General features: G+C 44.1%; 12 protein-coding genes. 9 read left to right on the forward strand and 3 right to left on the reverse strand.

The window, feature by feature from the left end:
* The coding region (locus VB836_RS08770) for an NAD(P)/FAD-dependent oxidoreductase (RefSeq protein WP_323218993.1) at positions 1-1,428 on the forward strand (1,428 nt) is incomplete at its 5' end.
* Between the two features lie 396 nt (positions 1,429-1,824).
* On the opposite strand, the gene VB836_RS08775 is transcribed toward VB836_RS08770, so the two are convergent.
* Complete coding sequence (locus VB836_RS08775; protein ID WP_323218994.1) at positions 1,825-9,459, reverse strand: DUF4347 domain-containing protein; 7,635 nt, start codon at positions 9,457-9,459, stop codon at positions 1,825-1,827.
* Between the two features lie 831 nt (positions 9,460-10,290).
* Here VB836_RS08775 and VB836_RS08780 point away from each other — a divergent pair.
* The 8 genes from VB836_RS08780 (at position 10,291) to VB836_RS08815 (ending at position 21,599) form a co-directional block, all read left to right on the forward strand.
* A complete protein-coding gene (locus VB836_RS08780; protein ID WP_323218995.1) occupies positions 10,291-10,539 on the forward strand; it encodes a hypothetical protein in 249 nt (82 codons plus the stop codon).
* Positions 10,497-12,614 carry a DNA-binding protein gene (locus tag VB836_RS08785; protein ID WP_323218996.1) on the forward strand — a complete coding sequence of 706 codons (2,118 nt, stop codon included), beginning with the start codon at positions 10,497-10,499 and terminating at the stop codon, positions 12,612-12,614. The genes VB836_RS08780 and VB836_RS08785 overlap by 43 nt, the downstream gene beginning before the upstream one ends.
* Before the next feature lie 212 nt (positions 12,615-12,826).
* Positions 12,827-13,489 carry a fasciclin domain-containing protein gene (locus tag VB836_RS08790; protein WP_323218998.1) on the forward strand — a complete coding sequence of 221 codons (663 nt, stop codon included), beginning with the start codon at positions 12,827-12,829 and terminating at the stop codon, positions 13,487-13,489.
* 443 nt (positions 13,490-13,932) lie between these two features.
* A complete protein-coding gene (psb27, locus tag VB836_RS08795; protein WP_046278543.1) occupies positions 13,933-14,331 on the forward strand; it encodes a photosystem II protein Psb27 in 399 nt (132 codons plus the stop codon).
* A 211-nt stretch (positions 14,332-14,542) separates the two neighbouring features.
* Complete coding sequence (locus VB836_RS08800; RefSeq protein ID WP_323218999.1) at positions 14,543-16,177, forward strand: glycoside hydrolase family 10 protein; 1,635 nt, start codon at positions 14,543-14,545, stop codon at positions 16,175-16,177.
* Between the two features lie 376 nt (positions 16,178-16,553).
* Positions 16,554-17,414: a prohibitin family protein gene (locus VB836_RS08805; protein ID WP_046276899.1), complete on the forward strand. Its 861-nt coding sequence runs from the start codon at positions 16,554-16,556 to the stop codon at positions 17,412-17,414.
* Positions 17,415-17,653: 239 nt separating this feature from the next.
* Complete coding sequence (locus VB836_RS08810) at positions 17,654-18,787, forward strand: glycosyltransferase family 4 protein (RefSeq protein WP_323219001.1); 1,134 nt, start codon at positions 17,654-17,656, stop codon at positions 18,785-18,787.
* A 262-nt stretch (positions 18,788-19,049) separates the two neighbouring features.
* Complete coding sequence (locus tag VB836_RS08815) at positions 19,050-21,599, forward strand: GAF domain-containing protein (RefSeq protein ID WP_323219002.1); 2,550 nt, start codon at positions 19,050-19,052, stop codon at positions 21,597-21,599.
* A gap of 22 nt (positions 21,600-21,621) precedes the next feature.
* On the opposite strand, the gene VB836_RS08820 is transcribed toward VB836_RS08815, so the two are convergent.
* Together VB836_RS08820 and VB836_RS08825 are read right to left on the reverse strand one after the other, a co-directional pair.
* Positions 21,622-22,908, reverse strand: a complete 1,287-nt coding sequence (locus VB836_RS08820) for an RNA-guided endonuclease InsQ/TnpB family protein (RefSeq protein ID WP_323219003.1) — start codon at positions 22,906-22,908, stop codon at positions 21,622-21,624.
* Between the two features lie 553 nt (positions 22,909-23,461).
* A complete protein-coding gene (locus VB836_RS08825) occupies positions 23,462-26,104 on the reverse strand; it encodes a tetratricopeptide repeat protein (RefSeq protein WP_323219004.1) in 2,643 nt (880 codons plus the stop codon).
* Positions 26,105-26,231 lie beyond the last annotated feature (127 nt).

Below are 26,231 nucleotides of genomic sequence, written 5' to 3' on the forward strand. Positions count from 1 at the left end.
AACATGACGGATTCTCCTACTCCTTTTAACAATGATTCTCGCTCCGCTCAGTTTTCTTTGGGCGGCAATTCCTCTCCCGCTAACCCTGTCGGGTATAACGGGAGTCCCCTTGCCGCATCTCAGATGGCGAATGTTGTTATTGTGGGAGCGGGGCTAGGGGGACTGCCAACAGCCTACGAACTCCGGCATGATCTGCCCACTGAACATAGCGTAACCTTAATCTCTGAGCGGCCGAAATTCACGTTTATTCCGGGGTTAATTCGGGTGGCGTTTGGTTTAGCCTCCCTCGATCAGATTCAATTAGATCTGGGGCAATTAACCCGCAGACAAGGCATAAACTGGATACCGGGTGCTGTGACAAGCATTGATCCCCATCGCCAGCAGTTAACCGTAGGAAAGCAAGTGATGGAGTATGACTACTTAGTGATCGCCACAGGAGCATCCTTAGCCTTTGATGAAATTCCCGGCTTAGGGCCCGATGGGGGTTACACGCAGTCGGTTTGTACTCCTGATCATACCATAGCAGCCAGAGAAGCTTGGTTCAAGTTTTTAGAGAATCCGGGGCCTTTGGTGGTGGGAGCGATGTCCGGGGCGGGATGTTTTGGGCCAGCTTATGAATTTGTGTTGATGGCGGACTGGGTATTGCGTCGTCGGGGAATCAGAGATCAAGTGAGCATCACCTACGTTTCACCGGAACCCTATGTAGGTCATATGGGAATTGCTGGGATGAAAAATGCCAGAGAATTAACGGGTAGCTTGCTCAAAAAACGAGAAATTCAAACCCTAAATAACACCAGTATTTCAGAAATAAATCCTGATACAATTAATTTAGCAACAGGTCAACAGATCCCGTTTAAATATGCAATGATTTTACCGTCTTTCCTGGGGGCAAAATTTTTGAGGGAAACACCTGAACTCACGAATAAAAAAGGATTTATTCCCGTTAAAAACAGCTATCAACATCCTAAATTTCCTCAAATTTATGCGGTGGGTTTAAGTGTGGATTTAGAACAACCGGAAACCACTCCGATTGCGATTGGACTGCCAAAAAGTGGACAAATGGCGGAGGTTATGGGAGCCGCAGTTGCCCATAATATTGCAGTGGAATTGGGTGCAGTTAAACCCCCTTTAAAAACTCCTACCTTAGAAGTGTTGTGTTTGGCTGAGTTTGGCAACACAGGAATTGCATATATTGCCGCCCCTATTCTTCCTGATCCTGAAACGGGAAAACGCCGATATTCCTATGCAGTACAGGGGCGGTTGATTCCTTTGTTTAAAGCTGCATTGGAGATTTATTTCATGCAGAAAATGCGATGGGGTTTAGGATTACCTTGGTTTGAAAAATTGGGACTGCGTTTGTTGTTTGGATTATCGTTATTGAAGCCCTTACCAAAAGCAGGGCCGTTTCATTTTCCCCCTAAAACTTGATTTGTGGGGAGGTAGGGAGGTAGGGAGGTGGGGAGATGGGGGGAATTTTTATTAACAAAAAGCTATTTTTCACCTGATTTCTGCTATATCAGTTATAGCAATCAGAAATGATCGCTATATATAGCAGAGAAAGAGTTGATTAGGACACTGTTTTTCTGTCAAATCCTTTTATGATAAAGGTTTCAATTCTGTCTCCAGTCTCGGTGAGGCAGTGCGGACTTGGCGGTTTCCGTCGAGGAGCAACTGCCGAACCCGAAGGGTGTCTCCTGATTTCTGCTATATGAATTCAATTAAGCGATGATTCTCGTTGAAATCTGGAGGCAAAAAAACCCGGTTTCTTTGAGAAACCGGGTTTTTGAGAAACCGGGTTTTTAAATAATTGAGATGAAGTCCAGCTTAGATTGTGATAAAATCGTCTGAGGTAATTAAAGTTGAATTAACTCGGTTAAGTGTAACTAAAAGTTGACCCTCAAAGCGAATTAATGTAGCCGTTTCACTCTGTTCAATCGTCAGTTCCTCGAAACTCAAACCAGCCGTTAAACCGAGTAAATCTTGACTGTCTGCGAAGTCTACAATCACATCGGAACCCGAGTTTAATAGGAGTGCAAAAATATCCGCTCCTTCGCCACCAGAGAGAATATCATCTCCCCCATCACCGGACAAGAAATCATCCCCTTCACCGCCAATTAAACTGTCATTATCTTCGCCCCCGTAGAGGCTATCATTTCCTTGATTTCCATAAACCGTATCGGCACCTAAATCCCCATAAACTTGGTCATTTCCTTGATCACCAAACAGTAAATCATCACCCTGACCCCCGGCAATAAAGTCATTTCCTTCACCGCCACTGATGGTATCATTGCCTTGATTTCCGAGTAATAAATCATTCCCTTCACCGCCAACAATACTGTCATCTCCAACATCTCCAAAGATCGTATCATTCCCATCTTCTCCACTGGCGAGGTCATTGTCTTTCCCACTAAAGATCAGGTCATTTCCATCACCGCCAATCAGCGTATCTTCACCTTCATTTCCAAATAAAGTATCATTTCCGTCACCGCCATCTAAAAGGTCTTGACCATCTGTATCGGCTAATTCAGCATCATCTGAACCGCCAACTAAAGTATCATTATCTGACCCCCCAATTAGCGTATCATTCCCCACACCACCGACGAGAAAATTCTCTCCGGTACCGCCATCAACGACATCATTTCCATCACCTGCATCAATAATATCATTGCCCCGATTCCCGAAAATATTATCATTTCCGCCAAAGGCAGTAATTTCATCATCCCCCTCTAAACCCACAATTTGTTCACTGACTTCAACGCCAATCAAAATGTCATTAAATTCAGTTCCTTCTATCGAAACTTCAACCGTATTCAAAGCAATAGATTCGCTGATGAAACTGTAGGATTGAGAAAATCCGGCGAGTGTTGCAGTAAAGCCTAAAACCTCTAACGGGAGATCAGTGGGTAGTGTTAAAATCTCAGATGAAATCGTAGGAACTTGTAAAATAATACGGCTTGAACTCGAAGTTAAACCGAAGCTATTGGTTGCGGTATAACGCAGTTGAATTTGACCCGAAAACGTTGCAGTCGGAACAAACGTCAGTTGAGAAGCCTGAGCAATTGTTATTTCTGTAACTTGACTCAAACGGGTGACAACAACGCCATTGAAGAATAACTGACCTTGCGCTTCTAAAGGTAACTCAAGAATCGAGAAACTAACAATTTCTCCATTCAGGTCATTCGCCGTTAATGGGGGAATAGGAATTGCGGTGCCATTATTCGGAATTTCAGGAACAATTAATTCATCAGCGATGGGTTCAGACTGAGGAATATCAAAGTCTATACTTGGCGTTCCAACCAATACACTGATGTCAATCGAAGCGGGTTGAGAACTTTGACCATCGTTGTCAGTAGCGACATAGTTAAGAGTAATATCTCCGACAAAATTATCGTTGGCTTCAAACTGTAAATTCGCCGCTTCTGCGGGTGTAATTTCACTCACTTGAGCGAGGTTAAAAACAGGAGTCTCACCGATGAATAATTGACCCTCAGCAGGAGCGGGAATATTATTGAGAGTGAAGCTAACAATCGTACCATCTTCATCCGTTCCGACCAGCGAGGGAAGTCCAACAGGAACAGAAGTCGGGACGATACCGGGAAGTTCTAACGGTTCAACAGTCGGTAACAGGTTCGGAAGAATAAACAGTGATAGTTCTCCGACTTGGCTAGACGTAATTCCCGCCGTATCTGTCGCTGTAAACTTAAGAACGGTTGAACCACTAAAATCGAGATTGGACGTAAAAGTGAGTTGTCCGGCTTGGTCAACGGGAATGACTTGATTGAGAGTAACAGGTTCGCCATTGAGGAAAACTTGTCCGCCGAGGGGAAGTTCAACTAAGGTAAAACTGGCAGCATTTTCATTATTAATGCTTGCTAAAGGTGGAAGCGGAACTTGAGTGGAAACATTTTTCAGGAGCGGCGTCCCTTGGTTGCTGGGTAGAGGCGGTATATTTGTGACATTTACCAACAGATTGTAAATTGCGGGTGTCTGATCAATACCGCCTTGGTTATCCGTCGCCACATAACTAAATTGCGTCAAACCGCTAAATTCAGGGTTGGGAGTAAAGGCGAGTTGGTCGGCTTGGTCTGCGGGAATGACTTGATTAATCGCCACTGCTGTCCCACCCAATAACAGTTGACCCCCAACGGGTAATTCTGTAATCGTAAAGCTGGCGATACTTCCGTCGGCGTCGATTCCCTGCAAACTCGGTAAAGTGACGGGTGTGGGTGCGTTGGGAATAATTGGCCCAATTTTATCGACCGTAACGGGGAGTAGGTTATCCGTTGTTAACGCCGGGAGGGTAACGGTTGCAGGTGTGGGGTCTTCCGTGTTTTGAGCGTCAATAGCGGTATATTGGAAGCTATCTCCGGTAAAGTTGCCCCCGCCAATGTAGCTGAGGTTTGCTGCGTCTGCCACCGCAATTTCTGGAGTCGTTAACGGTTGACCGTTTAACAACAGGGTACTATTTGTGGGAAACTTAGTAATCCGAAACCCTGTGATGCTGCCATCGGCGTCGGTTGCGGTGAGTTCAGGAATCAAAACGGCTGTGTTATTACCCGGGTTAGGACTGGCAATGCTATCGGCTGCGACGGGAACTTGATTTGTACTATTAACCGGAATTACAACAATTGCTGGAGTTAAATCCGAGGCGTTATCGTTATCAACAGTAGTGTATTCAAATTCTGCTAATCCGACAAAACCGAGTTTGGGAATAAAGGTAAGATTTCCGGCATCTTCGAGAGAAATCGTTTGATTGGCAGTGACCGTTTCACCGTTAAGTTGCAGTTGACCGTTGTCAGGTAAACGGGTAATTTGAAAAGCAGTAATTGTCCCATCAAAATCCGTTGCCGTTAACGCAGGAATCGCAACTTGAGTCGCCGTATTCGCAATAATTTCTGTGATTAAATTTTGGGTAACAGGCGGTTGATTGGTGGAAGTATTAACCGTAATTGAAATTTGTGCAGTTGCCGATTCTCCGCCGTTATCTAGGATAGTGTAGGGAATATTAACGCTTCCGGTAAACCCAGTTGCCGGAGTAAAGGTGAGATTACCTTGTTCGTCTACTGTGGCATTTCCTTGATTATTTAAACCCGTTAAATCCAGTTCAACGCTACTCGGATCAATGATACCATCGGGGTCAAAATCGTTATTGGTAATATTAAAGGTAATCGGGGTATCAATGCGGGTGATTATGGTGTCGTTATTGGGGACTGGCGGCGTATTAACTGCGGTGAGGTTAACGGTTGAAAAAACGGTGTTACTGGCGTTAATCCCATCACTAACCGTAATCTCAATTTCGCGGGGTTTGGTGTTAGGAGTAGCAGAAGTGTTGTTATAAACAATTTGGGAGAATGCGGTTTGATAGTCGGCTAAACTGGCAACTCCGGTTAGGGTTAATTGTCCGGAAAGGAGATTATATTCGCTGGCGGTAATATTCGCAGGTAATGAACCAACAATAGAAAGGGTTTCGCTTTCTGGGTTCAGAGGATTTTTTAAGCTAATACTGGCAGTGCTTAAAGTTGTGCTATCTGCATCGGTAATGGTAATATTATTCGCGATCGCAATGGCATCTCCGCCTTCGGTAAAGTTAATATTATCCCCATCTAAACTGAGGACAGGAGACAAGTCATCATCGAGAATATTTACCGTTGCAGTTAGAATACTACTTTCAACATCAATTCCCACCGGATTTGTGAGATTAATGCTAAACGTTTTATCGGGTTCTTCTAAATCATCATCCAGTAAAGGAACATTAAAACTAACAGTCGTTTGTCCGACGGGAATGGTTAAATTTCCGCTTGTTGCGGTGTAGTCTAAACCTGCTGCTGCGGTACTATTGCTAGTTGCATAATCAAAACTCGCTGCAAAACCGCTAATTTTAGAAGCTGTTACCGTGACAGTGGCTTGATCATCTCCTTCATTAACCGTAATATTGCTAATTGAAATGCTAGGAGGGAGGTCATCATTGGTAATGGTTCCTGTGACTGAAGGCGTCACAATATTACCTAAACTCGCACTATCTAAACTAACGTTAAAAACCTCATCTCCTTCAAAGGTTATATCACCATTAACTTGAACCGTTATCGGTAGACTGGGAGGCGTTTCAACAAAGGGATCAGCCGTAAATGTTAAAATGCCATCATTATCAACATAGTCATTATCGGCGACGGTTGCGGTGCCATCATTGGTGGTGTAGTTAACAACAATATTCTGGGTACTGGGTTGACTCAAACTCACAGTATAAGTGTAGTCAACGGTGCCATCATTCCCTTCATTTTGGGCGAGATTTGCTGCTATGGTAATTTCAGGTAAACTGACATCTACCGCGTTAGAAAATTCCGAGGTGTTGTTAGTTGGGTCTGTTGCTGTTGCGGTAATAAATTGACCCGATAAATTACCTGTTGCGGGTAAAGTTGCTGTGAAGATTGCATTTCCTTCAGGATCTGTTGTGACTTCAGTTGTACCGATAAAGCTTTGACCTTGACCATTTACCGATGGATCAACTGCAACATTACTAAAGAATTCTAAGCGATAAGTGGTATTGGGTAAACTGTTAAACCGACCTGCAACAACGGTATTATTCTCAACAGGTTCCGCTAACACTAATTCGGGATAATTTTGCAGGGCGTTGGGGCCTAAATCGGCATCTAACGCATCATTAACAGTTACGCCATCGTTAGCTAAATCAATCCCAATTGCTGTATTATCTTCTGCTGCACCATTCGAGTAAATACTGTTACCAGAAATAGCATTTCCAACGGATGCGTCATTAATGACAGTAATGCCATCTCCTGTATTGAAAGCAATAGTATTACCCAGTCCGGCTTCTAGTCCGCCAATAATATTATTAGTCGCATTATCGACGAGAATTCCACTGTTAGCATTTGCCAGTCCAGTCGTACCATCCGCAGCAACCCCGATGCGATTTCCTTGAATAGGGTTGCCACTAGAATTATTAACAATTGAAACCCCATTAACACTGTTACCCGAGATGAGATTTCCAATCACACTATTGCCAACAGCGTTATCAAGTTCTAAACCATTATTACTGTTAGCAACGGCATCATTCCCTGCACTGTTTGTTCCGATGAAATTCCCTAAAATTTGGTTGCTATTGGCAGTGCTTAAAACTAAACCGTTAATTGTATTTCCAGAAATCGTATTTCCCTGACCTATCTCACTTCCCCCGATAATATTAACTGTTGCACTACTAATCAAAATCCCATTAGTTTGATTGGGAATTGCTGCGACTCCGGTTGCATCCAAACCGATTAAATTACTTTGGATTATATTTCCAGTTGAATCAACTTCAGGAGTCCCCGTAATCCTGATTCCATCAACAAGATTACCTGAGATTGTATTCTGTTCTCCGGGAGTATTTCGACCAATAATATTGTTGCTAGAATTGCGAATTTCTACCCCAATTCCGCCATTAATTACCGCCGGATCATCCGTCTGTTCCCCGTTAGGAATGGCAACATTTCCAGCCCCATTCGTTCCGATCAAGTTACCCAGAACTTTAGTTTCGTTGGAACTATTGGCAATTAAGACACCATTAATTCCATTCCCCGAAATAACGTTGCGGTTTATTCCTGGAATCTCAGGATTTTCGACTCTATCTAATCCAATATCATTATTCGTTGAAGCCTCGATCCGAATCCCATGATCTGCATTCGGAACTGCCGCATCACCCGCAGCATTAACACCGATTAAATTCCCTAGAATTGTGTTGTCGTTAGCCGCATTTACAATTAATACGCCATCTGCACCATTTCCAGAAATCGTATTCCCTTCACCGGGATTAACACCGCCAATAATATTGAGCGTAGAAGCATCAATTTGAATCCCTTGTTCGGTGTTAGGAACTGCCGTGTTTCCACTTTGATCAACCCCAATATAGTTTCCTAAAATCTGGGTATTACTGGTCTGAATTGGAGCATCTACCTGGGTCTCAAGTAAAATTCCATTGCCATTATTACCAGAGATAATGTTGCGATCATCGGGATTAACTCCCCCAATAATGGTTCCCGTTGTATTTTGAATTAAAATCCCATCACCATTATTGGGTAATCCTGTTGTACCATCGGGTGCAACTCCAATGCTATTTTCTCGAATTACGGTATCATTTGAACCTTCAGAAACGAGAATACCTTCAATTCCATTCCCAGAAACAACATTCCGAATAACTTGAGTTCCTATCGCTCTGGCAATTTCAATCCCTTGATCGCGATGACCGAGGCCAGGTGTACCATCGGCATCGGTTCCTATAAAATTCTCAATGATTTGAACATTGCTTGTTGGCTCAGTGCTATTATTTTGAGTAAAAACATAAATGCCGTTTCTTTGTTGTTGAGCTGGATCTGTGGTAATAAAAGTATTACCTTGAATAAGACTGTTGCTACCCGACAGAGAAATACCCCGAGTAACGTTATTTTGAACGGTACTATTGGTTAGTTCAAGTTGACTGCGACTGACAATTCCAATGTTATTATTGGCTATTGTGCTGCTATCAATCTCTAATTTACCCTGTCCACTCCCATATTGAATTCCGGTGCCAGCATTTTGAATGGTTAAACCAGAGATTCTGACAACGGTTTCTGGCTGACGGGTATTAACTCGGAAAACAAAACCATTACCTATCCCCTGAATGATTAAATTATTCGCTCCGGGGCCATTGAGCGTGAGATTGTTTCCATTAATCTCGTCAAGATTTAATTGACTAGCCAGTTGAATGGTTTGCGGTGTATTAAATACTGTCTGGTCAAACTGAATAATATCAGCATCAGGGTTCGCATTGGCTAAATCTATTGCTTCTCGTAAGGAACCCGCACCCGCATCATTAGCATTTATAACGGTAAAAGTTGCGAAAACTCCAGCATAACTTTCTCGAACTGATTCTGTAAAGGCTAGAGGCGATAGAATCTGATCGGTTTGAATATCAAGTTGCCAATTTCCGCCTAACTTTTTACTTCCAATTTTGGTCGATGAAGCGGCTATCTTCGCTCCGGTGAGATGTTGTATTTTTTGAATAAAGGGTGAAATCAATGAGTGCGTAAATGCTGATTGATCTGTGACATTAAAATACGGATGCGGTTTTTGAGTTTCCTGTTGAGCAACGTCACAACCATAGAGTAAAATCTCAGCATCACTTGTTAATGCACCCCTCCACTGCTGGAGTTGATCCGCATAGCGATCTAATGTATTGATACTCAGTTGAGTATTCCCCAAATACAAACATCCCGGCGAACCGTGACTAACGATGTGCAGAGTTTGAATGCGGGGTGCTGTGCTGCGACGAATGCGATCGCATAAAAGTTCCGTAATTTGTTCAACCCCATCCTGATTTGCATCCAGGATAATGACCTCAGACCCTAGTAGAACCCCCTGACAAAGATGTTCGTAGCCTTCAACTTTAGCGTCAATGCAGATCAGATTTTTGCTAGGAGTGAATGATACCATTGTCAGCTTTTATTTAATACTCGACTAAATATTTATTGTAAATGCAAATTTACTATTAAGCCAAACTTTTATAATTCAAACTCGAATCAGTTTCGCAATACTATATTGGGGGATGGTAGAATCTCCAAGATTGGTTATGTCGGACTAGAGACCCATGTTTTATCTCTGATCATTCCTAAAAATGTGTTAACTTTTAGGATTGACAAATCGTGATTTATATGCCGTTAATTAAAGATGAAGACTCCGAAAAAAAAGTCAACCTACTTTTGTAAAGATTGAGAATATTTTTTTAAATTTTTGGTAAAGTTAACCCGAGCTATGTTTTTAAGTAAGTCTGAACATTTAGTTATATATTCATTTTAATTTGTATATACAAATCAGAGGAGAATCCTTGTTTGTTATCTGAGGCTAAACGTTTAGAGACTCTAGGATAATTGGAGCTGGCATTTGATAGTTTGCCCATAAAAAATTCCCTGCAAGGGGATAGAAGTAGCAAAGCCAAGGTTGTTGAGGGAATCGTGAGCTGCGCCGTGCAGGCATTAAGCTGAGATAGCTAAATCAAAAATGATAGCTGGCTGACAAAGTTGACATCAGTAGCAGGATTGATCGTCGCATTGACAACAACTCCGATCAGATCTTCACCCAAAAATATTTCCGTACCTTCAAGAGTCTGGTTAAAGATGTAGTCGTTGTTAGCAGCTAAACCGAGCAGATCGATTTTATCTCCCTGGGAGCGATTAAAATCGCCAATAAGAGCAAAACCATCTCCTAAATAGGGTTCAACTGTTCAATCGTTAAATGCTCACCCGAAAAAAATGGGATAATATAATAATGCAAAAATCAGCTTTTGTTGGGTTGGGAGTCACACTTAACCAAACCTACAAAATTTTGAGTGATCATAACGTTCCCGCCCCAAGCGAAAAACCCCTTGAGAGTGATACAGAGACTACGCGATCGCAATCCCCAAAAACGTTATCCTTGAGAAAGAATGGCTATATGATAATCATCAACCCCGTTAAACTCCCCATCCCTGCGATATGCGGCTGCAACGCCAGTTCACCGGACAGAAAATCACCCTAGACACCAGCAACCTGATCGCCAGTGGTGGTGAAGGTCGTATATTTCCAGTTGTCGAAGATTCCTCTCTCGTTGCGAAAGTCTACCATAAACCCACAGAGGAAGACGCCGACAAACTCACCGTTATGTATAATAATCCGCCTCAGACCTTAACGGTAATGCCGGGAGTCACCGCGATCGCATGGCCTGTCGATCTCCTCTGTACCCCCGACAATAACCGGAAAATCGTCGGGTTCTTGATGCCCAGTGTAACGCGATCGCTTCCCATCCACAGCTTTTATACTCCCAAAACTCGCCGGGAACGTAAACCCCTGTTTAACTACCTCTACCTGCATCGTACCGCCCGTAACTTAGTCGCTTCTGTCACCGACTTACACGCCAGTGGTTATGTGATCGGAGATGTCAACGAGTCCAATATATTAGTCTCCGATACCGCTTTAGTCACCTTAGTCGATACAGACTCCTTTCAAGTTCGCGATCGACAGACTCAGTTAGTGTATCGCTGTCCCGTCGGAAAAGCCGAATTTACCCCCCCCGAGTTACAGGGTCAAACCTTTCGCGATCGCGATCGCACCCCCGAACAGGATCGCTTTGGAATAGCCGTGTTAATCTTTCAACTGTTAATGGAAGGAACCCACCCCTTTTCCGGCGTTTATCAAAGCAGTGGCGATCCGCCCGCCATTGAAGCGCGAATTAAAGCCGGTCATTTTGTATATGGAAATAGCCGGGTTCCCTACAAACCCATGCCTTTAGCCCCTTCCTTTGAAATACTCCATCCCAAACTACAAGACTTGTTTTTGCGTTGTTTTCAAGAAGGACACACCAACCCAAAAGTTCGTCCCGATGCGAGAACTTGGTTGCTAGCGTTGATCGAAGCCGAAGAAAATCTCGTGACCTGCAATAAATACAGTCAACACCGCTATGATCGTCACTTAAGCTCTTGTCCTTGGTGTGAACGCACCTCAAAACTAGGCGGACGCGATCCCTTCCCCTCTCGCGAAGATGTTCAACAGGGACTCCACCTCAAACCCCTCAAACCGAAGCGCAAACGACGTTCACCGGGGCGCGTGATGCCCACTCCTAGCCCAATTCAACCTCCGGCAACGGTTCGACAAGCCGTAAGCGCCCCAGCTTCAAGCTATCGTCCCCGCCAACAGACAAGATCTAGAGGATTATCACCGCAAATTCAATCTTTGATTTTGAACTTGATGCAAGGGGCAATCATCGGGGGAATTTGGGGTATCGCTTGTTCTTCGGCAATTATGGCGATTGTCTTTGGGTTTTTTCGAGGAACCGGAGGCATTCTCGGCGGAATGTTTGTCGGAACCATTTGGGGGGCATTTTTTGGGGTTTCAATTAGTATGTTTTTGCCACCCCCAAGAGGTTTAAATCGCTGGAAAGCCTTTATTGTCGGCAGTTTTTGCGGGGCGATGATTGCAGCAGCGATTTCGGGAATTTTGTTTGGGGCTTTAACCGGAGAGATGGTTGTCGGTCAAACCTTACTCTGGGGAGCGTTTTTAGGATTAATTTGGGGAGCCATTTGGTCTGTGTTTAAACCGCCTTTATCTCTGCCCACTCCAGGCGGGGTGAGAGGCTGGGTTGGGGCGCTGTCAGGGAGTGTTTGGGGTGCATTATTAGGATCGCTCACGGGGGCAGTTTTGGCGATGGGGGCGGTGTTGTGGGGAGAATGGCAGTTGCAGATGAGTGTAACTCTGACTCTGAAGTTGATGTCGCAAATGTTTTTGATGGCGACAGTAGCAGGGGGGTTAGGAGCCTTAGGGGGAATTCTCTCGGGGGCAACCTTTGGGAGTATTGGCGGTGTGCCTCCCTTACCGCTCTCGATGAAAAGGGTCGGTGCAAAGGGAGCAATTGTCGGCGGAATTTGGGGGAACTTTTTAGGGGTGATCGCCGGGGCTTTATTAGGGGCGATCAGTGCAGCCCTGTTTCCCGAGGTGTTTAGTAATACATCAGGAGAAGCCCTACCTCTGTTTTTGGGTGCAATGGTGGTTTCTGCCGGAGTCGGAGGGGTTTGGGGAACGATTTCGGGGATTGTTTGGGGAGCATTGGGGCAATTGTGAACCCTCTTTTAGTTAAATGTATGGGCAAATTGATCTCTAAAATTTTGCAGGTTTTCCGAAGTGAAGAGCATAGGGTTTGTAGGTGCGGTTAACTGCACTCTGAAACGGCTTGACGAAGGTTAAGGCTGTGTTAAGATCCGCTAAGTTAAGTTCGATAAAGATTCGTTACTTTTATCTGCGTGGTGTAAACAACTATGAACAAGATGACTCAGATGACCAAACGTTTTTTACTTCTGTTTGCTGCGTTAGGAAGTGCGGCAATAGTTTCTGCTTGCAACCAACCGACGGCGACGAACACAACCTCTGAACCCGCGACTGAACAAGCCAGCGAACCCACAGAAACCACAACTTCTACAGACACTACTGCTGCAACTCCTCAAGAGACTCCGGCGACTGGAGCGGTTGCAACCGACAGCACTGATACGACGGCAACTCCGACGGCAACTGAAGCCTCGGGAGAAACCATTGTTGATATCGCCAGTGGAGATAGTACCTTCAGCACATTGGTTTCTGCGATCAAAGCGGCGGACTTAGCTGAGGTTTTATCTAGCCCTGGCCCCTACACTGTATTTGCACCCACCGACGAAGCTTTTGCCGCGTTACCAGAAGGAACGGTTGAAGACCTACTGAAGCCTGAAAACAAAGATAAATTGATTCAGGTTCTCAAGTATCATGTTGTTCCCGCTAAGGTGTTATCTACTGAAATTCAAGCAGGCCCCGTTGAAACCGTTGAAGGCCAAGCTCTAGAGATTTCTGTTGATCCTGACACCAAAGAAGTCAAAATCAACGATGCTAAGGTGGTCAAGACTGATATTGTGGGCAGCAATGGTGTGATTCATGTTATTGATAGCGTGATTTCACTGCCCGCAGAATAACAGTAATTTGGTTAAGACAAAAAATCGAATAACTTTCTACTTCCCCAGTTTGCAAAGTTGAGACTTTCAGACTGGGGATTTCCACGGAAGATAGAGATGTTAATGCAGCTATAGCAGAGAAAGAGTTGATTAGGACACTGTTTTTCTGTCAAATCCTTTTATGATAAAGGTTTCAATTCTGTCTCCTGTCTCGGTGTCTCCTGATTTCTGCTATATCAACATCTTGCAGCTATGGACTAAGTACCGTAGGGCATACGGGATCTTATAAGCTTGGGGAGGCGCGATCCTCTAGGTCCATTGGAGCAATCCTGTGGGGTTACGATTGGACTGTGAACCAAGAATCCCCCGCATTCATGGGTGGGGAGTGTCAATGATGACAGTAAAAGAGGTAGGATGTTAGATAATTTTGACAACTGACAACAGCCCACTCTGAACCTATAAACATGAAAAATTATTTCTCACGCCTACTGGCTTTAGTTTTAACCGTTGCGCTTTGTTTATTCGGCTGTAGTGGTTCTCCAGATGGTTTAACCGGGAACTATCAACAGGATACCTTAGCCGTCGTGAGTAGCTTGCGAACCGCTATTGAGTTACCGGAAGACTCCCCCGAGAAAGCACCCGCCCAAGCCGAAGCCCGTCAACTAATTAATGGGTTTGCATCTCGCTATCGTCGTGATCCAGCGATCGCGAAATTACGCTCATTTACAACCATGCGAACCGCATTAGACGCTTTAGCTGGACATTATAGCTCTTACCCCAACCGTCCTGTACCCGAGAAATTGAAACAGCGTCTAGAACAGGAATTTGATCAGGTGGAAGTCGCCGTCAAACGTGGCGCTTGATGGTATAACTCCTATGTTTGTGCATCTCCCCGTCTGGCTGTAGGCGGGGAGAATACTGTTAAAAATTTATCGCTCAAAATCAAGTGGTCAGCAAACCGTTTTGATGGCAATATGCAGTTAGAGATCTGGGGAAGTTGAACAATGCTGAAATAGCTTGATTAACTTGAATAATTTTCTGAAGTGGCGATAGTCGCGCGTTGTATTAAACCCGATGTCTAATTTGTCGTTAAAATTGATTCGTAATTGGTTAACAGTCGTTCCAAACCAAACCCTCTCCCGAAAGACTCGTCGAGTCGTGAATCTTTTTCTCAGTTTGCTACTGGTTCCACTGGTTAACAGCAAATCAACTTCTGCTCAAGTTCTGCCCTATTGTCAGCTTTCACCCGAACAAATTACCCTCAAAGACAGTTTACGTCTTGCCGCTGCTGCTAGTCCCGAAGCCCAAAAACAGTATGAGGATACCTTAACTCAAAACGCTCAAGCCGTTTTTCAATGTCGTCGTCAAAGCTGGCTAAAAGAGCAAGCCATTTGGCTGAGGTTGTATCCCTGTGATGCTAAACCCGGAGCGATTGAGAAAATTCTAGATGATATGGTGAATCGAGGCTACAACAAAGTTTATCTAGAAGTGTTCTACGATGGTCAAGTGTTACTTCCCGCTTCAGATAATAACACACCTTGGCCGTCTGTGTTGCGATCGCCTGGAACTGAAACGGTTGATTTATTGGCTGAAACGGTTGAAAAAGGACGTCGAAGGGGCTTAGAGGTTTATGCTTGGATGTTCTTGTTGAATTATGGTTATACTTACACATTACGACCCGAGCGAGAAGCGGTTTTAGCCCGCAATGGAGAGGGTCAAACGACAGTCACCGCAATTGCTGGGGGAAGTGACAGCAATGATTATGGTGAAAGTTATACGAATCAGGGATTTGTTGATCCGTACAACCCTCAAGCCCGTCAAGATTATCAAACGCTGTTAAATGCGATTCTCGCCCGTCGTCCTAAAGGGGTGTTATTTGACTATGTTCGTTATCCGAAAGGCTTAGGGGGGGCTTCTGTGGCGGCTAAGGTGAAGGATTTGTGGATCTATGGAGATGCTTCTCAACAGGCGTTTCTCCAACGCGCCAATAATGACAAGGGAAAAGAGTTGATGCGGCGATTTTTGCGTCAAGGTTATCTAACGGAAACGGATATTAAACAAGTTAATGCTTTATATCCTGAAGTTAAACCTGCCAATTCGGAAGTTAAACCTACAACTGGTGAAACTCAACCTACAACTGGTGAAACTCAACCTACAACTCCTGAAGTTAAACCTACTCCACTTTGGCAAGATGAAAAAGCCCTCACGCCCTTAGCTTCCTTAGCTTCAATGGGAAACAGCCTTCAACAACAGTTATGGCGGCTGAGTGTGGCTCATGCTCAACAAGGAATTTTAGAGTTTTTGGGATTTGCTAGTCAAGCGGTACAACAGCGAGGCTTATCTGCGGGGGCGGTATTTTTCCCAGAAGGAAACCGTCGCATCCGTGAACAGGGGTTTGATTCCCGTTTGCAACCTTGGGATCAATTCTCACCGACGATAGAATGGCATCCGATGTCCTACGGTGTGTGTGGGAATACTAGCTGTATTGTGTCTCAAGTGCAAACTGTTGTCAGTCAAGCGCCGTCAGGGGTGCAGATTATTCCGGCGTTAGCGGGGGATTGGGGAAAAGTGATTAATAATCGTCCGTCGTTGGAAACTCAGATGCAGGATATTTACGCCGCAACCCCTCAAATTAAGGCGATTAGTCATTATTCCTACGATTGGCAAGATCCAGAATTCACCCGACAACGTAAGTTTTGTCAACGTTAACTTCCGAGGCAACAAGTCCCACTCTCTCACCGGTTCCGGTGAGGGGGAGTTGACAGTCGGGGGCAACTCCTGGTATATTGGTAATAGTAAGTTTTATAATCGATTATTGAAAAAAATATTTTTTCGACAACCATCCAATTATACGATAATAATATCCCAGAGCCACCCAAAAAGTCAATAGGGTAGGCAAAAAAAATCGCGAAATTTGAGGGAAAGAGGGTTTTTTTTGGGGGGTTTCTCCCGCAACCCTATCCCCCCAGAACGGAAAGCTATAAGATCTAGTCGTAGCGTCAGTTACACTTAATAGGTTTGTGAAAGGTTTGTTTGAGCGTATCGCAAGCTGGATAAACCGTTGTTTGAAAAAGGAGTTTTAACGTTGAAAAGTGCAGCGCCCCAGCAGGGGATACCAGCCATTGTTTTAGGGATTGTTCTGGCAGCGGCTCTTCTAATCGGACTCAATTCCTTTGTGATTATCAATCCGGGTCAGGCGGGAGTGTTGAGTATTTTGGGGAAAGCCAGAGATGGCACTCTCTTGGAGGGTCTTCATTTTAAACCGCCTTTAGTTTCGGCGGTTGATATCTATGATGTCACGGTACAAAAGTTTGAAGTCCCGGCCCAGAGTTCAACAAAAGATTTACAACAACTTTCGGCGAGTTTTGCAATTAACTTCCGTCTCGATCCGATACAGGTTGTGAGAATTCGGCGAGAACAGGGAACACTGCAAAATGTGGTGTCTAAAGTGATCGCCCCGCAAACGCAAGAATCGTTTAAAATTGCGGCAGCGAAACGAACCATTGAAGAAGCGATCACCAAACGCGATGATCTCAAGGCTGACTTTGATGAGGCGCTCAATAGCCGATTGGATAAGTATGGGATTGTGGTGTTAGATACCAGTGTGGTGGATCTAGCGTTTTCGCCGGAGTTTGCCAGAGCGGTTGAAGAAAAACAAATTGCGGAACAACGAGCGCGACGGGCGGTTTATGTAGCGCGAGAGGCTGAACAACAAGCCCAAGCGGATATTAACCGTGCCAAGGGTCGAGCCGAAGCCCAACGCCTGTTAGCGGACACTTTAAAAAATCAAGGGGGTCAGTTAGTTCTGCAAAAAGAAGCGATTGAAGCTTGGAGACAGGGGGGATCTCAAATGCCTAAAGTTCTGATTCTCAATGGAGATTCTAACAGCAGTGTGCCGTTCTTGTTTAACTTGAGTGAATTTTCCGAAGGAGCGATCGCCAACTAAGTTTAACTGAATGTCAATCATTGGGAACTACACCCAAAAGACCCGGTTTTTTCGAGAAGCCGGGTTTTTCAGTCGGGCGATCGCCGCAAATCAGAGGAAAAAGCAAGTGACTGTAGGGCTAATTCATGAAGCCACCCCTACAACTGATAACGGGTCACTGATAACTGTTAATCCGGTTCCAAATTCTGAGATGATGATAGGGCTAAGATTATAGATTCTCAACTCAGAAGCTACTTTCTATGCGAATCGCTCTTTTTACTGAGACTTTTTTACCGAAAATCGATGGTATTGTCACGCGGCTGCGTCACACGGTTGAACAGTTGCATCGCTTTGGCGACCAAGTTCTGATTTTCTCTCCAGAAGGCGGACTCAAAGAGTACATGGGCTGTCAAATTTACGGGGTGGAAGGATTTCCTTTACCGATGTATCCGGAGTTGAAAATCGCTATTCCTCATCCGGGTGTTGGCGCCAAACTCGAGGAGTTTCAACCGGATCTGATTCATGTCGCCAATCCGGCCGTCTTGGGATTGGGGGGGCTATATTATGCTAAAAAGTTTAATCTGCCTCTGATTGCGTCCTACCATACTCATTTGCCTCAATACTTGCATCACTATAATTTGGGGATGTTGGAAGAGGTGCTTTGGGGGTTATTACGTTCGGCGCACAACCAGGCAGATTTGAACCTCTGTACTTCAACGGCGATGGTCAAAGAGTTACAATCTCATGGGATTGAACGGGTTGATCTCTGGCAACGGGGCGTGGATACGGAACTGTTTCAACCGGATCAAGCCACGCCGGAAATGCGCGATCGCTTGAGTCAAGGACATCCAGACTGTACGCTCTTGCTGTATGTCGGACGTTTGGGGGCGGAAAAGGAAATTGACCGCATCAAACCCATTTTAGAAGCGATTCCGAATGCGCGTCTAGCGTTGGTGGGGGATGGCCCGAACCGTCTAGCCTTAGAACAACATTTTGCCGAAACTCCGACTCATTTTGTGGGGTATTTGCGGGGACAGGAACTCGCGGATGCTTATGCTTGTGCGGATGCGTTTATTTTCCCGTCTCGGACTGAAACTTTGGGTTTAGTTTTACTCGAAGCGATGGCGGCAGGAACTCCTGTGGTTGCAGCCCGTTCTGGTGGTATTCCTGATATCGTTACGGATGGGGTTAATGGTTATCTGTTCGATCCGGCGGATGAGAATGGGGCTATTTCTGCGACTCAACGGTTACTCTCTCACCAGCTAGAACGAGAAACCCTGCGTCAAAATGCTCGTCTAGAAGCGGAACGTTGGGGATGGCCTGCGGCGACTCATCAGTTGCGGCGCTACTATCAAGCGGTTCTAAGTCGTCATGTTCTGCCATCAGTTGCTTAGTTTGGTCTGGACGCTTAGACTGAAGACAGAGAAAATGGCAGTTGTGAACAGTAGCCCGTTGTCAGTTAACAGTTATCAGGTACCTGTTACTTATTTGAGGGTTAAATGGATCAGGTAAATATCGATTTAAGCGTGAACATTTCCTCAAAACTTACTTCTAAACAGTTTCCTGTTTCCTGTTGTCTGTTTTCTGTTAACGGGTTTCTGCTTCCCCAAAAGCTGATCTCTGATTTGCCATCTTCGTTGAACAAACATCTCTCCCATGACCCTTTCTAATGCTGGTAGCATTCTCGCTACACTGACTCAAGTCGATCGCATGGGTTTGTTGGCAGATCGCGTCAAGAATATGCCAATTGGGGAGTTCATATGTATACTGGATTTTATCACCGCAGAGTTTCAACAATTTCTTCGAGCTATTGATCTGATCAATAATGAAGCTCTCGAAACCCTCCTCGAACAATTACTTGATGCGTTCACTCTCAAAATAGGTCAAATTATCCAAGCGGATCGCACCACGATTTTTTTGATTAATCGTAGCAAAAATCAACTGTGGTACAAAACGGTTCAAGACGAAACGGGCGAAACCCAAGAAATTCGCCTTCCAATGGCTGCGGGGATTATTGGTCATGTTGCTAATACGGGCGAAACTGTAAATGTTGCCGATATTCAGACTTGTTCTATTTTTGATGCTGAGGTTGATCAACCTCCTAATTATTCGGTAAAAAATATTCTCTGTATGCCGATTTTTAGCTCTCAAAATTCCGAGGAAATTGTTGCAGTTGTCCGTTTACTGAATAAATCAGAAGGATCATTTAATCAAGAAGATGAACAAGAATTTCGCTCTTTGGCTGATTCGATAGGGATTATTTTAGAAAGTTGTCAATCTTGTTATATTGCCGCTCGAAATCAACGGGGTGTAGCGGCTTTATTAGAAGCCACTAATACTTTGGGTCAAAGTTTGGATTTACAAGATACTTTACTCTCGGTGATGGAACAGGCGCGGCGGTTGATGCACGCGGATCGCAGTACCATATTTTTATATAATAAAGAGAAGAATGAACTGTGGACAAAAGTGGCGAAAGCGGATGGAAGAACGATGGTAGAACTCCGCATTCCAGCCAATCGCGGAATTGTGGGTTTTGTGGCTTCAACGGGTCAAGTTCTGAATATTACCGATGCTTATACTGACCCTCGTTTTGATCCGTCTGTTGACCAAAGAACGGGTTATCGAACTCGCAATATTCTTTGTATGCCTGTTTACAATTCTTCGGGAGAATTGATTGGGGTTACGCAACTGATTAATAAACATAAAGGGAGTTTTATTAACTCCGATGAGGAGTTTTTACGAGCCTTTAACGCCCAAGCAGGTATTGCATTACAAAATGCTCAATTGTTTGAAAATGTGATGATCGAAAAGCAATATCAGAAGGATATTCTTCAAAGTCTTTCTGATGTGGTGATTTCGACGGATATGCAGGGAAGAATTGTCACGATTAATGATGCAGCTTTGGAACTCTTAGGCTGTCCGAGACGTAAAGCAGAAAATCGAGACATTAGAGAGTTTTGGGAGTATAAACTTAAGGGTCGATTGGTTTGGGAGATTGTTCCGATTGAAAATTTAAAGCTTTGGTTAGAAAGTAGTCTGCAACATGGTTCCCGTCATTTTGTTCCTGAACAAACGTTAACGGTTGGTTTAGTTAAACGTCAAGAAAATGGCTGGCAAAATGATGATGAAATTCTGGTTTTAGTGGTTCCTGAACATCATAATTCAGAGGTTTATTTAATCTGGGGAGAACGCCAAAATATTCTCAGTGTTGATGTCGATCAAATGCAACCGATAGAAAGAGGAATTAATTTAACGGTTAATCCTCTGACAAACCCTGAAGGCGGTGTGCGTGGGGGGTTGGTTGTTCTTGAAGATATTAGCCGCGAAAAACGCATGAAAACCACCATGTATCGTTATATGACGCCCGGTGTTGCGGAACGGGTGATGGCGTTGGGTGAAGATGGGTTAATGAAGGGTGAACGCAAGGAAGTAACGATTTTATTTTCGGATATTCGCGGCTATACAACGATAACTGAAAATCTCGATGCGTCGGATGTGGTGGCGTTACTCAATCAATATTTTGAAACGATGGTTGAGGCGGTTTTTTCCCATGAAGGAACTCTCGATAAGTTTATTGGAGATGCGTTGATGGCAGTCTTTGGGGCGCCGCTTCCTTTGCGACAAAATCATGCTTGGATGGCGGTAAAATCGGCTTTGGATATGCGTCGGCGCTTGAAAGATTTTAATCGTTCTCGCCCCGATGAACCGCAAATTAAAATCGGAATTGGGATGAGTTCCGGTGAGGTGGTTTCGGGAAATATTGGTTCACAAAAACGCATGGATTATACGGTGATTGGCGATGGGGTGAATTTGAGTTCTCGTTTGGAACAATTGACTAAAACTTACGGTTGTGATATTATCTTAAGTGAGATGACTTATCAGCTCTGTAGTGATAAAATTTGGGTACGAGAGTTAGATAAAGTTCGGGTAAAAGGGAAGAATCAAGCAGTTAATATTTATGAGTTGATTGATGCACGTTCCTCTCAACTCAATTCTGAAACCGAACATTTTTTAGAGCATTATCATCGGGGTAGAGAAGCTTACCTGGGACGTGATTTTAAACAAGCCATCCAACATTTTGAAACGGCGCAAGATATTCGGAAAACAGATCATGTTGTACAGATTTATATGATGCGATCGCGTGAATATCTGGAAAATAAACCGCCTGAAGATTGGGATGGAATTCAAACGATGACAACGAAGTAAAGAAATTGACATCCTCCCGCCGCTAATTGCTACGCAATATAGCGGGGGATTCCCAAGAGTTCTTGGTTCGCAGTTCATCGAGCCGACTTAGAGCAAGAGCGTCTCCGTTCTTGAGCCAGAGGTCAGTTTCTCCCTGCGCTTTCCAGCTTTTGGCTCCAGATGACCTATGCCCTACGGTACTGTTTAAATATTCGGCTAATAACTTAAATCCCTTTGCCAAGATGTTTTTCGCGGCGTTGTGGTCACGGTCTAAAATCGTTCCACAACTACTGCATTTGTGAGTCCTGGTACTAAGCGTTTTCTTCACCTGCGTCCCACAATACGAGCAATCAACCGTTGTATTGTGAGGCGGCACAGCAATAACTATAACACCATGAACCTTGGCAAAATACTGAAGCCATCGCGCGAACTGATACCAACTAGCATCGCTTATCGATTTAGCTAAGTGGTGATTTTTTACCATGTTTTGTATCTTCAAGTCTTCGTAGACGATTAAATCGTTAGACTTAACTAGCGCCAAAGCATCTTTACGAGCTTTGTCTTCACGCTGTCTACTTACCTTGAGATGTTGTTTAGCTAAAGCAATACGAGCCTTATGGTATCTATTGGACTGTTTCTTCCCCTTGATATGCTTTTTAGAAGCCCGACGTTGAAGCATCTTTAGTCTTCGTTCGGACTTCCGCAAATAGCGAGGGTTTTCTATAGTATTTCCATCGGAATCGGTATAGAACTCTTTAAGGCCTAAGTCAATTCCCGTCATTTTTCCTTGAAACTCATGCTCCTCTCGTCTATCCCAACTCACTAAGAACTGAGCATGGTAGCCGTCAGCACGTCTTATGACTCGAACTCTAGAAATCTGCTTTTCTGAGTACCAGATCAAATCTCTAGAACTCCATAAATCCATCGTTCCAACTTTAAAACCGTCAGTGAAAGTTATCTGTCTTCTATCAGCAGATAGCTTCCAACCACTGTTTTTGTACTCAACGGAACGACCAAACTTTTTGTACTTTGGATAGCCCTTCTTTCCGGGTTTACCCAATCTACAGTTCTCATAAAAACGCTGAATGGCAGACCACGCCCTATCAGCGTGAGCCTGCCTAGCTTGAGAGTTTAGCTTCTTTGTCCAAGGGGTTTCCTTGTTCTTAGCTAGTACCGAGCAAAGCTTTTGGAGATCGTTACGAGCGACCCCCTTGTTATCTTCCCAATAACGCAAACAGGTGTTACGGATGAATTGTCCTGTGCGGATTGCTTCATCCAATTTACTGTACTGCGATTGAGTTCCTTTGAGCTTGGCTTCGATTACTAACATGGTAGAATAATATCATATTTTACCCAGCACAAACATGGGTATAATTATAAGGATTCGCTACCGCTCAATTGTTAGATGGTCGGCATTCATCTCACCGCTAAACCATTGGCGGTACTCGGCTCCGCCTCGATAAATCCGCCTCGGTTATAGCGGGAGCATTCTGCCGACATTGAGGTAAAAAGAATATTGCTTACCCCCAAAACCCTGATTTTGTAGGGGCGGGTTCATTACAGTTTACAGTTATCAGTTATGCAGTTACCCTTCGGGTATCTCCTTCGGAGACGCTTCGCGAACGGCAGTTGCTCTATGCACGAACTTCCTATAACGCGGGGAACCCGCGCAAGGCAAGCGCTCCTTGATGGAAACCACCAAGACCCTCCGGGTTCGCCTGTTTTTACAGTTATCAATTCTCAGTGTTTTCAGCAATCGCTTGTAACCTCTTCACTGTTCACTGTTCACTCTCTTACAAACTTTGCTCTCGGCGGAAACCGCCGGGCCGCAAGTTTGCGCTGTTCACTGTAAACTGTAAACTGTAATGAACCCGCCCCTACATTTATTCAATTCTCCGAGCCGTCATATTAACGTTATTATTATCTGAATTGCGATTATTGTCTGAATTGCGATAATTTAACCGCTTAAAAACCCGTTCTAAATTGCGATCTGTTTTCGCGTCTTCTTGATAACGGGGATTAAGTGCTATCGCCTGTTCTAGATGTTCCATTGCTAAATCTAGCTTTCCTTGGAGTGCATAACAAGTCGCCGCATTATAATAAACATCAGCATATTTCGGTTGCAGTTTCATCGCTTTATTCAAGCTTTCTAGAGCATCTAAATCTCGCTGTAACTTCATCAATGTATAACCTTTATAGTTCCACGCTTTCGCAGAATTGGGATCAAGTTCAGTGGCTTTTTCAAAGGAAATTGCTGCTTCTTCATACTGTTCTAAAACCTGTAAAGCCATCCCTCGGTTTAACCAAGCAACCGGATCATCGGGTTTAATTTCTAATGCCCGATCAAAGGATTCAAAAGCTTCTTGATGTCGCTGTAAAATCCCCAAAGCAACCCCTCGATCTACCCAAGCTTGATAGTAATCGGGTTTAATATTTAACGCTCGCTCATAGGAACCAATCGCCTCTTGATGACGCTTCATTCTTCGCAATGTCATACCCCGATTTAACCAAGCGGTGTGGTGATTGGGTTGAATTTCAACGGCTTTATTCAAGGCGACAAAAGCTTCTTCAAACCGTCCCTCAGCAATGAACTTTGATCCTTGATTTACAAAGTCTTCTGCACTCAAGAATAACTCAGGTTTATTGGATTTGAGACGTTCAAGCTGTTCAGAAAGAGCTTTAATTCGTTCCAACATTTCCGCAACAGCACCTTCTGCAATGGATGCGGGAGAAATCTCAGCCAACTGCTTGAGAATTTTATTTTTCTCGGCTTCTGCGTTGGCTTGAAGTTGAGATAATTGTTTGAGAATTTGTTCTTGTTCTGTGCGAGTATTAGTTTGTAATTGGGCGAGTTGTTGGAGAATTTTGTCTTTTTCGGTTTGAGCGTCGGCTTTAATTTCTTCTACCTGTTGAGCAAGAGTGCTTTCAAAGCGATCTAATTTTTGGAAAGTTGCATCTCGACGGGTACGAATATCAGACTTGAAGGCGGTAAGCTGACTTTCGATTTCGTTTCCTGAACTTTCTAACTGTTGTAAAAGCTGTTCTTTTTGGGTTTGTGTTGCTGACTGGGCTTGTGATAACTGTTCGATAAACTCTGAAGTAGACTGTTGTAAATTCTGGAGTTGTTGTTGTTTTTCGGTTTCGATTCCTGATTTTGATTGGGATAACTGTTCGACAAATTCAACCGCTAACTTTTGCAAGTTTTGTAACTGTTGTTCTTGTTGAGTTTGGACTCCTGACTGGGCTTGTGAAACCTGTTCGATAAATTCGGCTTCAAGCTGTTTGAGGGTTTGATATTTTTCTCTGACTCGTTCTTGAATTTTCGCTTGGGCTTCTGAGAGTTGAGCTTCTAATTCTCCGCCGTATTTCTCAAAATTGGCAATCATTTCTTCAGAACGTTTTTGGGCTTTTTGTTCGGCTTTACTGCGAATCTCTGAGAGTTGCGGTTCAAACCCTGACTCTAACTGACGTAGGTTTTGCAGGATTGCATCTTGTTGGCTTTTTGCTGAGGTTTGCAGTTCTGATAACTGGGTTAAAAATTCAGTTTCAGCTTGTTGAAAGTTTCTAATTGCTCCGTCTTTTCGGGTTTGAACTTCGGTTTCATAACTTGAGAGTTTATCCGACAATTCCATGCCCAACTGATCAATATTTTGAATGACTAAATCTCGGTGTTTTTGGGCTTTTTGCTTCAGTTCGGATAACTGGGTTGAAAATTCAGTTTCTGAGGTTCTCAAGTTCTCAACGGTTTCATCTTTACGGCTTTTCGCTTCACTTTGCAGTTGTGAAAACGTAGAAACAACGTCTTGACTTGAGAGTTCTAACTGTTGTAAGATCTGATTTTGTTGGAGTCGGGCTTGCTGCTGAAGTTCACTCAGTTGGGTCGAAAATTTACTTTCAAGCTGTTTTCGTTCTTGGATCGCTTGCTTGATTTGATGTTCTAATTCTGCGAGGGTTTGTTGTTGAGAATGAGATAATTGAGAGCGAATTTCATCAATTTTTCGGCGTTCTAGCTCCAGTTCTTGTTGAAATTCTTCAGACTGATGATGAAGATCGCTAGAATAGGTATCAGTTTCTCGGAGAACGCTTTGAATTTGGCGATTTGCGCTAGAAATGCGATTTTCCAAATCTCCCAATTCATTGAGGTGAGTTTCGACAATTCCGGTGACTTCATGGATAACGGAACGCCGCAGCACCCACAACGCCCCCAAACCCGCCGCCAACAATAAAGCTAAAACCCCCAACAACAGGTTAAACAGCATCATCGTGCGGCTAAAAATGCGCTTCGCCTCGGCTTCTACCCCCTGTTGAATTTCTCGCTCCCGTCGCAGGCGCTCTAGTTCTTCTTCCGGGGCGACAATTTCTGTGTCTGGCGTGGGTTCAGGAGACTGTGAAAAAGCGGGGCGACTGGCGACACCCAGTAACAGTAGGAGGGTTGAGAGCAAAACACCGCTTCTGTACGCCAAGGTTAAAATTGTTTGATTGTGACGGTTCATCGCAACTCCTTTTGCCCGTAATGGATGTGCCAATGGATATTTTGTCTTGTCAGTCCCGTTTGATGGTGGCTGCAATATCAATTTTTTCTAGTTTACCGAATGATGGTAGCTAATGATGGGTTTTCTCAGGGGTAGAATGCCTCACTCAATCTTTCAAGCC

This window comes from Limnoraphis robusta BA-68 BA1 (genome assembly GCF_034932365.1).
GTDB lineage: Bacteria > Cyanobacteriota > Cyanobacteriia > Cyanobacteriales > Microcoleaceae > Capilliphycus > Capilliphycus robustus.